The 11,897-nt window shown below is 46.1% G+C and carries 10 protein-coding genes; 5 read left to right on the forward strand and 5 right to left on the reverse strand.

Annotation, left to right across the window (positions count from 1 at the left end; translation table 11 throughout):
- The first annotated feature begins 168 nt into the window (after positions 1-168).
- Positions 169-2,163 carry an exoribonuclease II gene (locus CJA_RS10150; RefSeq protein WP_012487696.1) on the forward strand — a complete coding sequence of 665 codons (1,995 nt, stop codon included), beginning with the start codon at positions 169-171 and terminating at the stop codon, positions 2,161-2,163.
- A gap of 24 nt (positions 2,164-2,187) precedes the next feature.
- Positions 2,188-2,652: an EVE domain-containing protein gene (locus CJA_RS10155; protein ID WP_012487697.1), complete on the forward strand. Its 465-nt coding sequence runs from the start codon at positions 2,188-2,190 to the stop codon at positions 2,650-2,652.
- A 67-nt stretch (positions 2,653-2,719) separates the two neighbouring features.
- Here the strand turns inward: CJA_RS10155 and CJA_RS10160 are convergent, their stop codons facing one another.
- From CJA_RS10160 to CJA_RS10175, 4 genes are all read right to left on the reverse strand, one after another.
- Positions 2,720-3,307 carry a hypothetical protein gene (locus tag CJA_RS10160; RefSeq protein ID WP_012487698.1) on the reverse strand — a complete coding sequence of 196 codons (588 nt, stop codon included), beginning with the start codon at positions 3,305-3,307 and terminating at the stop codon, positions 2,720-2,722.
- On the reverse strand, positions 3,297-4,538 hold the full coding sequence (locus CJA_RS10165; protein WP_262369313.1) for an RHS repeat-associated core domain-containing protein: 1,242 nt from the start codon (positions 4,536-4,538) through the stop codon (positions 3,297-3,299). Before CJA_RS10165 ends, CJA_RS10160 begins: the two co-directional genes overlap by 11 nt.
- 80 nt (positions 4,539-4,618) lie before the next feature.
- A complete protein-coding gene (locus CJA_RS10170; RefSeq protein ID WP_041551436.1) occupies positions 4,619-5,071 on the reverse strand; it encodes a hypothetical protein in 453 nt (150 codons plus the stop codon).
- A gap of 4 nt (positions 5,072-5,075) precedes the next feature.
- A complete protein-coding gene (locus tag CJA_RS10175; protein ID WP_012487700.1) occupies positions 5,076-7,130 on the reverse strand; it encodes an RHS repeat domain-containing protein in 2,055 nt (684 codons plus the stop codon).
- Positions 7,131-7,202: 72 nt separating this feature from the next.
- Here CJA_RS10175 and tnpA point away from each other — a divergent pair, with 72 nt between their 5' ends.
- The 3 genes from tnpA to tnpC (CJA_RS19765) are packed head-to-tail and all read left to right on the forward strand — an operon-like array spanning position 7,203 to position 9,462.
- Entirely contained in the window at positions 7,203-7,517 is a 315-nt protein-coding gene (gene tnpA / locus CJA_RS10180; protein WP_012486020.1) for an IS66 family insertion sequence element accessory protein TnpA, read from the forward strand.
- Complete coding sequence (gene tnpB, locus CJA_RS10185; RefSeq protein ID WP_012486019.1) at positions 7,514-7,864, forward strand: IS66 family insertion sequence element accessory protein TnpB; 351 nt, start codon at positions 7,514-7,516, stop codon at positions 7,862-7,864. The genes tnpA and tnpB overlap by 4 nt, the downstream gene beginning before the upstream one ends.
- 38 nt (positions 7,865-7,902) lie before the next feature.
- On the forward strand, positions 7,903-9,462 hold the full coding sequence (gene tnpC, locus CJA_RS19765; RefSeq protein WP_049765381.1) for an IS66 family transposase: 1,560 nt from the start codon (positions 7,903-7,905) through the stop codon (positions 9,460-9,462).
- An 838-nt stretch (positions 9,463-10,300) separates the two neighbouring features.
- On the opposite strand, the gene tnpC (CJA_RS10195) is transcribed toward tnpC (CJA_RS19765), so the two are convergent.
- The gene (tnpC, locus tag CJA_RS10195) at positions 10,301-11,884 is read right to left on the reverse strand and encodes an IS66 family transposase (RefSeq protein WP_012487702.1); all 1,584 of its coding nucleotides are present in this window, start codon (positions 11,882-11,884) and stop codon (positions 10,301-10,303) included.
- Between the last annotated feature and the right edge of the window lie 13 nt (positions 11,885-11,897).

An 11,897-nucleotide genomic window follows, 5' to 3' on the forward strand; every position in this document is an offset into this window, starting at 1 on the left:
TTTCAATGGGTTAAGTAAATACAATCAAAAAGCATGCCGAATTGTAACCCGATTATGGTTCCACATGTCAAAAAGCTGATCAAATATTCTGCCAATACGAATCCGGAATGCGGCAGCCGCAGATTCCCGCTATAATCGCCGGCCTTGTAAACTCTGTACGCCCTGCCCATGCTCAATAACGACGCCCTACAGCAACTGGCATCCCTCAAATCTAGCCTTGTTGCTCAAAAAGATATCGCTCAAGGCACCATAAGAACGACAACAAAACGCTTTGGTTTCATCCTGCTCGATGATGGCCGGGAAGCCTTCCTGGATCCGGAACAGATTCTGCGGGTATTACCTGAAGATCGCGCAGAGGCAGAGATCACCACCAACGCCAAAGGCCAATACGAAGCCAAGCTCACGAAATTACTGCATTCCAATTTGCAGGAATTTGTAGGTCGCTATGTCAGTAAGGGCACAAATTTTTTTGTTGAGCCGGATCTTGTCCACTTTAATCGCTGGTTATTTGTCCCGCCACAGGATCGCAAAGGCTTAACTGAAGGCGACCTGGTTCATTGCCAGGTTGCTCGCCACCCCTTTCACTGCGATGGAAAAGCCCAGGTACATATCCTTAAGCGCTTGGGCAATGTTGATGAACCAGGCATCGAAAGCCGCTATGCGATAGCCCGTTTCCAATTACCCTGTGAATGGCCTCCTGCTGCACAAAACCAAGCCAGCAGTATTCACTGGTCACCCTTGGTATTTGAAAACAATGAAGAGGATTTAACCCAGCTTCCCTTCGTTACCATAGATTCTGAAAGCACTCGCGATATGGACGACGCGGTTTGTATCCAGGCTACCGAGCATGGCTGGGAATTATTCAGCGCTATTGCCGATCCGACCAAGCACATTGATTTTGATAGCCCGCTGGAGCAAGCTGCACGGGAGCGCGCCAGTACCCATTATATCCTTGGCAATACCCTGACCATGTTGCCAGTCGACCTGTCCCAGGACACCTACTCGCTCGTCGCGGAACAAAAACGTCCCGCCTTAGTATGTCGTATACACATCAGAAACGACGGTCATATTGAATCCTTTGCATTTTCAGAGGCAGTCATTCGCTCTCGCCAAAAACTCAGTTACCAGGGTGTCTATGATTTCCTGACAACAGCGGCTGAAACCAACCTGAGTGATGAACTGCGTACACAACTGACCATGCTGCGCGATTTTGCCCTGGCTCGCAGCCAGTACCGCCAGCAACACAATTTATTGATGGAAGAAAAGCCGGACTATCAATTTATACTCAACGAACAGAAAAAAATTGAGCGCGTCGAAAAACGTGATCGCACCATTGCGCATCGCATCGTCGAGGAAGCCATGCTTGCCACCAACCTCTGTGCAGGCGAATTATTCAGCCAACACCCAGGCTATGGCATTTTTTCCGGTCATATAGGCTTCAGACCCGAGCGCGTTAATGATGCGGTGGCACTCATTCAGGAAGATCGCCCTGACCTTTCCCCGGGCGACCTCAGCCAACTGAAAGATTTTCTGAATCTGTTCCGCGAGCTGCGCCAGAATCCAGGCCAGCACCCGGCTAATGCAGCGCTCCACTCCCTGCTACAACGGCAATTACAAGCAGGTGCCCTTTCACAGGAGCCGGTTCCCCACTTTGGCTTGGGATTTAATGCCTATGCGATGGTGACATCCCCCATTCGCCGCTATAACGACTTTTTCAACCACTTGGGTATCAAGCGACTGCTGCGTGGTGAGCCACCACTGGCACTGGATAACCTCGTTGAATTTGTTGAAAGGCTGCAACATAAGTTAAACCTTGGCCGCCAAGCCTGCCGTTTTACCGAAACCTGGTTGGCATGCCAATACATGAACCAGCATATCGGCAGTGTACACACGGGTAACATTGCTCTTGTCAATTCCACAGGTATCGGTGTGCGCCTGGATGATTGGGGTATGGAAGGATTCATTCCATTAGTACCACGCGACAGCGACATCAAAGCCCAATTTGACTCGCGCCGCCTCAGTCTCAACGTCAATGGCAACACTTATAAATTGGATGAAGTCGTACAAGTTGTTATCGACGAGGTCGATGTCAGCAAACGCCGCGTTGCCCTGTCTCTGGTTGACGAAGCCACCGCTGCAAGATTGCGTGCCTGGCTGGAGTAATTTGCCGCAAGGAGAATATTGGCTATGACAGAAAAACACTACTGGCTATTCAAGGCAGAGCCACATATCTACGGTATTGAGCATCTGGCTGCCGCCCCCCAAAAAACGGGGCGCTGGGATGGGATTCGAAATTACCAGGCACGAAATTTTTTGCGCGACCAGGTTGCCGTTGGTGACGAAGTATTTATTTATCACAGCAGCTGCAAACAGGTAGGTATTGTAGGGACTGCCAGGGTGGTAAAAGCCGCCTACCCCGACCCCACCCAATTTGATCCGGAAAGCCCCTACTACGATCCCAAAGCGACTCCGGAAAATCCACGCTGGGTCTCGGTAGACATAAAACTCAGCAACATATTTTCACGTTTAATACCACTCGCTGAAATCAAGGCACAGCCAGCCTTGGAAAATATGGTGTTACTTAAACAAAGTCGGCTATCAACACAACCGGTGTCTGCCCATGAGTGGAAAATTGTTCACTCATTAATTTGAAAATAAAAGCCATTAGCCCATAATGTATTCATTGGGATTGTCCAGTTTTGGTGGTGGGGATCAATGGCTAAAACAGACCAAATTGTCCACACTCCTTATCACTCTTGAATACAAAATTCTTTTCCAATTTTTTATCCAGTGGACCAACGCCATACTTCCAATGTTCTTCATATAAATCAGGCTCTTTATCTTTGTATGCTATAAATGCTTTTAGGTCGATATCCAAGGAGGTTATCTTCTCTTTCTTTAAGCCATCCTTGTTCATCAGGTAATCCAATTTTAATACTGTACTATCCAGCTTGCTATTGAGCACACTAACTAAAAAAAATATTCCTTTGCTGCTTGCCTTACAGCCAAAGCCGGAATATCTGAAATAGCTGTCTTCTATACCAACCAATACAGTATGACCAAGGTATTTTGAACCATTCCAACCGTTAGCAATTTTTACTTTAAAATCTGTTCTGAAAACATCCCCCGTCATATATATCCGAATTCCGTATCGTGATGCATTTTCTGGAGTAATATTAATTTCACTGTAGCTTTGACTTACTCCCATAACATATGAAGACTTATCAAGTGCACTAGCCAATTGAACAGTTAATAAGCAAAAAAATATTAAAATTAAAATTTTAACAAAATTAGTTTTATTGACCATTTTTATATTTCCTATAATTTAGAACAGCTTGATGCCCTGCTTCATATGCATAGCTGTGTTCAGCTTTTGGATACTGATAATGATTAACTTCATGAGCTATCACATTAATTGCTGACTCAAGATTAGAATATTCCCCTTTAACATTAAATTTTAATGGACTTTTATATGTTTTAATTGATTCGTGCGTGGCACTGCGATAGATAGTGATTGATTCTGTTCGTGAGTTGTATAAACCATTAACAATAAATTTTCCTGTTTTTTTAGCATGATCTATAGCTTCAGCCCAGTCATCTGCAGTAAATTCTCTCGGTTCAACAAGATTTCCATTCTCATCAAAGTAAGCAACCATATACCCATCTTTATATTTTGCTTTACTTGCAAAGGATTTTTTTTGCCTAATTAATTCCTTTTGCGCTGCCTCAAAAGTTTCAACACCTTCCTTTCCATTGGGTTCTTTAACTGTTCCATTTGCATCTGCTTGATTACTAGATGCTATTCCACCTGCCTCATATTTGCTCATCCCCCACTGCATAGCAAATGCAAACGCCGCACTCGCCGCTCCATTACGAAACTTCCCTCCCGTCATCTCCGATATCGTTCCACCCACAACTGTCGCAACCACAAATCCACCAGGACCATTACCAAACCGGCCTCCCGCAAAGGTACCCAGGCCAGCCGAAATAAAACCATGCCCAAACTCGCCACCCGATATCATACTGGAGGCACCGCCCAAGACAGCACCCGCAACCAGGCGGGCAGCTTTCTCTACCGCATTACCCACGGGCATTCCCGACATGGCACCAGCCGTCACTCCCACTACAAACGCCAACCCAAGATTACCTGTCGCTCCATAGGTCGAACCAAAGGCTGCTCCCGCACAAATCGCTGCATTACCTGTCACACAACCCGCAACACTCGCCAATTGTGCCAACCAGCCAATATTATTCCTTTTGGCATAATCGCCCACCGCATAACTTATAACAGCAGCCGCCACAAAATTCCAAAAATAGCCACTCGGGTCTGTGGCACTCAATGGATTATTCCGTACATAGCTATAACGATTGTAACTTTGCGTATCCGATACTGCCTGGATAAACGGGTCTGCTTGCATAAAACGCGACAGGCGCGAATCAAATATCCGCCCGTTCATATGGATGAGGCCAGAATCATCCAACATCTCGTGACCCGTATAACCACGTTGGGTAATCGGCTGGGTGTAATTAGCCAGCACCAAGCTATTTGAGAAAAATACAAATTAAATCTGCCACTAGATTTATCGAAGACAACTTCACCATTCCAAAGCCATTATATTTATTTATCTTCAATCAGCTTTACATCAAAGGTTTTATTCTTATAAATCTTCACAAAAAGATATTTTAATGGGAGATTGCTTTTATCCCGCCTACTGCCAGAATGATCATTCTCCTCATCTGCCTCGATAAAAATATGCACGGCCTCACAGTCCTTATAATCTTTTGAGAATGCACAACTTACATAAACATTATCAGCATAAACACGCTTAATATTTAAACCGCTGAAAATATCCTGTATACCCAATGGATCTCCAGCCATAAATATAGCTGGAGCTGATGCACCTCTGAAGGATGAAAAACTCAACAACAGTTCTAAATTCCACTGTTTAACTCTATATACATAAGAAATATTACTTGGCGAAATAGGCTCTGGAAATGCAACAGAATTTGAAAAAGCAGATTCTGATAAAAAAAAAGTAAAGAACAAAGTTTTAAATATTTTCAGTTTCATTTTATCAGCACCCAATTGTGAACCCAGATCCGTACTCGATTGATCTTACATTTTGTTTATAACATTGAATGATAGACTCATGATGCCCCTGCACATCAAACTTACTATAACCAAATTCTGCAGCATGGTTGTTTTGCCACTCATAAGCACGCATTTCACTCTTAAAGTGTCCAAGAGTGCCCTCCCATTCCGCACCAGTGGTTACACCAGCTGCAAGCATATCCGCAATATGTATGTATTCATGTGCTAACGTGAAGGCAATACGAGCATCAGAAACAGAACTCACGAACTTTTTATTGAGTCGTACATTATTAATATCTACAAGTTCTGCAGCATTACGTGATTCAACGTCACCAACCCTAACGTTCAATACATGGTCTTTAGGGGCTCCCTGAGTATATCCCAATTCCTTAACACCTTTGTGGATACGATCAAGCCGCTGCTGAGTGGTTTCATTCGTAGGAGCAGGATTTTTTTCTTCATACTCCAGCCACTTCGCTGCAACCTTATTTTCTCTCACAGAAGATACCGCCCACTGCATCGCAAATGCAAATGCCGCACTCGCCGCGCCATTCTTGAACTTCCCTCCCGTCATATCCGATATCGTTCCACCAACAACTGTCGCAACCACAAATCCACCAGGACCACTACCAAACCGGCCTCCAGCCAACGTACCCAGACCCGCTGAAATAAAACCATGCCCAAACTCGCCACCCGATATCATACTGGAGGCTCCGCCCAATACAGCGCCTGCAACCAGGCGTGCTGCTTTCTGTGCCGCATTACCCACAGGCATTCCCGACATGGCACCAGCCGTCACTCCCACTACAAACGCCAACCCAAGATTACCTGTCGCTCCATAGGTCGAACCAAAGGCTGCTCCCGCACAAATCGCTGCATTACCTGTCACACAACCCGCAACACTCGCCAATTGTGCCAACCAGCCAATATTATTCCTTTTGGCATAATCGCCTACCGCGTAGGTCACAACAGCTGAAATCACAAAATTCCAAAAGTACCCACTGGGATCTGTCGCATTGAGTGGGTTGTTGCGGACATAACTATAGCGGTTATAGCTTTGGGTATCTGATGCCGCCTGGATAAACGGATCTGCTTGCAAGAAACGACTGGTTTTTTGATCGTATATCCGGCCATTCATGTGGATGAGGCCAGAATCATCCAACATCTCGTGACCCGTATAACCACGTTGGGTAATCGGCTGGGTATAATTGGCAAGCGACAGGCTCGATGCTGAGAATGATCCGCTCCAGTTCTCCGCACTCCGCCTGTTACCCCAGACATCAAAGCTCGCTGTATGGGTAATAGTGCCTGTATTATTAACAACAACATCCAGTGACCCCAGGTGATCGTTATAAACAAACGATTTATCGGTGCGCTGGATTCCGTAACTAATCCCGCTTCCATTGGTTGTCGCCGTAGTGCGCAGGGTGTAAATCGCTCCGGCGATATAACGTTTCCACTCTACGATGCCGCTGCCATGCACTTCAATACGCTCCACATTCCCCAAATACTGCGTATAGGTTTTCTGTAAACCTTTGGTGTCAATGCGTTGCCAGCGGGAACGGTCAGGGCCGTAATTGAACTCTGTAGTGGTTGTACCCTTGGCAATACTCGTCGGCTGGTCGTAACTGCTGTAGACAATACTGCGACCATAACCACCCACCTGATTGCCGTTATTATCGTAAGTATAGGTACCATCATTGGTAGTTGACGTTACTGCATGGGAACCCTTGCCAGAATAAGTGTAGTTGCCCACACCTGCTTTACGCGTAATATTGCCCAACCCATCATACTCAACATCCTGGTTCGCTACGGTGAGGGAACAACTGCCAACCAATGTGCTTGCATAGCTTTTGATTAAACGATTCAGTCCATCGTAACAAAAACTTTCCTGCAAATTTTTCCTGGCAGTACGACCAATGTTCGAACTTTGGTTCCAGCGGGATTTAAGATTGCCAACAACATCCCACTCATAACTTACATCCTGAATAGGTAAAAGTGCACCGGCAAGGCTGGATTTTTGATTTTTCGTAAGCACCTAACCAACAGCACTCTACCTACAATTCCATTTTTCAACTAGCGTACAGCCTCCCAACCAATAGGAGGCTTTATGAAAAAACGCACGCGTGACCAATGGCAGGAACTATTTACACAGCACAATACCAGCGGTGTATCAGCAGCAGAGTTCTGTAAACAGCATAATCTGTGCCCCAAATACTTCAGTCTGCGCCGCAAGCAATTGGTGAGGGCGGTTGGTAACATGGAAACCGGCTTTGTTCGTGTTAACGTGAAACCGGAAACGAAGCCTGGTGTTTCCGGGGTGATGACAAGTGCCCTGGTCATTCACAGTAACGCTGGCAAGCTGGAATTCGGTGTATTGCCACCCCCCCAATGGCTGGCCCACTGGCTCAGGGAGCTGGCATGATCCAGTGGGAAGATGTACCGGTCTATGTCCATCGTCTGCCGGTGGATTTTCGTAAATCGATTAACGGGTTGAGTGTACTGGTGCAGGAATCCATGGGTCTGGATGCATTTTCACCCGCCGTGTTTGTGTTTGGTAGTCGCAGCCGCAACAAAATCAAAATCCTGTATTGGGATAAAACCGGGTTCTGCCTGTGGTACAAGCGGCTGGAAAAAGATAAATTCAAATGGCCACGCCGGGGTGATGCTGTGTTATCACTGACTCACGAACAGTTTGATTGGCTGTTGCGCGGGTTAGATATTGAAAAGCTTCAACCACACACAGAAAAATATTTCTTCTCGGCGAATTAGTGCTATCAACCTGCGCAGGTTTTTTATAAGATGTGTGGATGGAAAACAAACCCGATCTTCTGCAAGAAAATATTGATCTGCAAAAAATAGTTGCCGATAAAGACGATATTATTTCAGCGCAGGAAAAATCCCTTCAAAACAAAGAAAAACGTATTCGTATTCTTGAAGAATATATCCTCTCGCTCCAGCAAAAACAATTTGGCAGCTCCAGTGAAAAGCAGGACGTGATCCAGTCGGAGCTGGTGTTTACCGAGGCGGAAGATACAGCGGAAGCTGAAGTCCCTGAGCAAGCCGATGCATTTGCCGATGCCACGGTGGTGGCAGAACACAAGCGCAAGAAAAAACGTGCATCTATTCCCAAAGAGTTACCCCGCATCGAGATTATCCATGATCTGCCCGAGGGTCAAAAATGTTGTCCGCACGATGGTGCTGAATTAAAACCTATCGGTTTTGAATCCCATGAACAATTGGACATTATTCCCGCCAGTGTTCGGGTGTTACATCACAAGCGTTTGAAATACGCTTGCCCGTGTTGCGAAAACTATCTTGTGACTGCAAGGAAACCTTCGCAACCCATTGAAAAAAGCATCGCCTCACCCGGCCTTCTGGCCCATATCGCCACGCAAAAATATGTGGATGCCTTACCGCTGTATCGCCAAACGGAGATCTTCAAACGTATTGGCGTGGAGATGGATCGTACGACACTTGCCAACTGGATGGTTCGCTGCGGCGCCATCGTACAACCATTGATTAATCTGATCCATGAAAGAATGTTGGAGCAAGCGATTCTTCATGCAGATGAAACGCGAGTGCAAGTATTGAATGAAACGGGGCGTGCGGCTGAAACGCAAAGCTTTATGTGGGTATTGCGCAGTACACAACCGGCTTGTGCAGCGGTGCTCTACCACTATGACCCCACACGCAGTGGTAAGGTGATCACGGAATTGCTGCATGATTTTGATGGCGCTCTCATGACCGACGGTTACGCGGCTTATAACGCACCCTGTGAAAAAAATAGTATTACCCATTTAGCCTGTTGGGCGCATGCGCGGCGAAAATTTATCGAGGCACAAAAAATCCAGAAGGCGGGAAAAACCGGCAAAGCAGATCAGGCGATTGCGTTTATCCAGCAGCTTTATGGAATAGAAAAATCGATAAAAGACAAAACGCCGGAAGAAAAATATCAGCTGAGGCAAACACAATCGCTGCCGATGTTACAAAAAATAAAAGCCTGGTTAGATAAAAGTATAGCCCATGCGCTACCACAATCGTTAATTGGAAAAGCGTTGCATTATCTGCATGAGCAATGGCCAAAATTGATTTGCTATGTGGAGTCGGGGGATTACCCGATAGATAACAATGCGGCGGAGAATGCCATTCGTCCGTTTGTGATTGGGCGTAAAAACTGGCTCTTCTCTGCCAGTCCCAAAGGGGCCGCAGCGAGTGCGAATTTATACAGCGTGATTGAAACGGCCAAAGCGAATGGACTTGAGCCCTATACCTATTTGCGAAAAGTCTTTTCTGAACTTCCGCAGGCTACGAGCCTTGAGCAAATCGAGGCATTGTTGCCATGGAATGTCAAAAGTGGTGTTGATTAGGCGCTTACGATTTTTCAGTACACCGGTACGATCATCATAGACATAAGTCACAACACCAGCACCACCGTTGTTACGCAATTCTTCTTTTACCTGACCGCGCGCGTTGACCGATACCGTTTTTTGCAAGACATCACCAGTGGCCAAATCCCTGATTTGCTCGCTATAACCATAAGCATTGAACAATGTGGTAGTCCCACTATTGCTGGAAACCAAGCCGTTCAATACGTCTCGCGTCTCATACACTCGACCGACAGAATCGTATTTCACCGAGTTGATATAGCCCTGGCTGTTATTGGGCAGATAGGTGACCGTATCCGTGACACGTGATGAATTATCATAGGTGTAGGTTTGGCAATAGTTGCTACCACCACACGTTTCATTTACTCCACCATAACTGGTTACTACGGCGGTAAGCCTGCCCTGGGTTTTTAGTTGGGCAGTTGATTCACCATAAACCTTGTCGTAATACCATTTGGTATGCGTATCTACAGCGCCGCCAGTAAATTTGTCTGTGCGGGTTACCATGCGCCCTAAGGCGTCATAATCCATAGACTGCACTTGTTTCTTGGTATCGGTTTGCTCAATCAGCTCTCCAAAATCGTTGTAGCGATAAAACCACCAACCAGCCAATTTAGATGAAGCCGGTGATGCCAGGTAATCGTCTACTTGATCACAAGCCACTGTCGCATTACCCAGAAAACCGCCCTTATCCGGATCATGCATGGCGATTTTTCGCCCCAAACCGTCATAACACATTTGCACTTTAACGGTCTTATTACTTGCCGCTGTTGTAGCACTGGTCAAATTACCCAGAGCATCATATCCATAGGGTAAACGCCTAACTAACCCCATCCTTGTAATTCCACGGTAATAATGCCTCGATCTGTTCGAGGCTTGTCGCATTGGGTAATTCAGTGAAGATTGTTTTTAAATACCCATAAGGCTCCAGCCCATTGGCCTTGGCGGTTTCAATCACACTGTATAAATTTGCACTCGCCGTGGCCCCTTTGGGACTTGTGGAGAATAGCCAGTTTTTTCGCCCAATCACAAACGGGCGGATTGCATTCTCCGCTGCATTGTTATCAATCGGATAATCCCCCGATTCCACATAGCGAACCAGCTTCGGCCATTGTTCATGCAAATAATGCAATGCCTTTCCAATCAACGATTGTGGCGGTGAATGTGCCAAGCTTTTATCCAGCCAGACTTTTATTTTTTGTAACACCGGCAGCGATTGTGTTTGTCTCAGTTGATATTTTTCTTCCGGCGTTTTGTCCTTAATCGCCTTTTCTATTCCATAGAGCTGCTGGATAAACGCAATCGCTTGATCTGCTTTACCGGTTTTTCCCTTCGCCTGGATTTTTTGTGCCTCGATAAACTTGCGACGCGCATGTGCCCAACAGGCTAAATGGGTAATACCCTTTTTTTCACAAGGTGCGTTGTAAGCTGCATAGCCATCGGTCATGAGTGCGCCATTAAAATCACGTAGCAATTCCGTGATTACTTTTCCACTGCGTGTCGGTTCGTAGCGATAAAGCACTGCTGCACACGTGGGTTGCGTACTGCGCAATACCCACATAAAACTCTGTGTTTCAGCCGCACGACCGGTTTCATTCAACACCTGCACACGCGTTTCATCCGCATGAAGAATCGTTTGTTCCAACATTCTTTCGTGCAGCAAGTTAATTAATGGCTGCACCAGGTTTCCACAACGGATCATCCAGTTGGCGAGTGTAGTGCGATCCATCTCCACACCAATACGTTTGAAAATGTCCGTCTGGCGATACAGCGGCATGGCATCTACATATTTTTGCGTGGCAATATGGGCCAACAGCCCGGGTGAGGCGATACTTTTTTCAATCGGTTGTGCGGGTTTCTTTGCGGTCACAAGATAGTTTTCGCAACAGGGGCAGGCGTATTTCAATCGTTTGTGATGTAACACCCGAACACTGGCGGGGATAATGTCTAATTGTTCGTGGGATTCAAAACCGATGGGTTTTAATAACGATCCATCGTGCGGACAGCATTTTTGATCCTCAGGCAGATCGTGGGTAATCTCGATACGATGTAGCTCTTTGGGAATGGATGCACGTTTCTTCTTGCGTTTATGCTCCGCTACAACAACCGTGTCATCGGCAAAGGCATCCACTTGTTCAGGGGCTTCGGCTTCCGCGGTATCCTCCGCTTCGGTAAAGACCAGCTCCGCTTGAAGCACTTCCTGCTTTTCACTGGAACTGCCAAATTGTTTTTGCTGAAGCGAGAGGATGTATTCCTCAAGGAGGCGAATGCGCTTTTCTTTGGCGTGAAGGGATTGTTCTTTTTCTTGAAGGGATCTCTCATGCAATGAAATAATGTCGTCTTTATTCGCAACTATTTTTTGCAGTTCGATATTTTCTTGCACAAGGTCAGAAATATTTTTCATGGGTATATTTTAT

This window comes from Cellvibrio japonicus Ueda107 (assembly GCF_000019225.1).
In the GTDB taxonomy this organism is placed as follows: domain Bacteria; phylum Pseudomonadota; class Gammaproteobacteria; order Pseudomonadales; family Cellvibrionaceae; genus Cellvibrio; species Cellvibrio japonicus.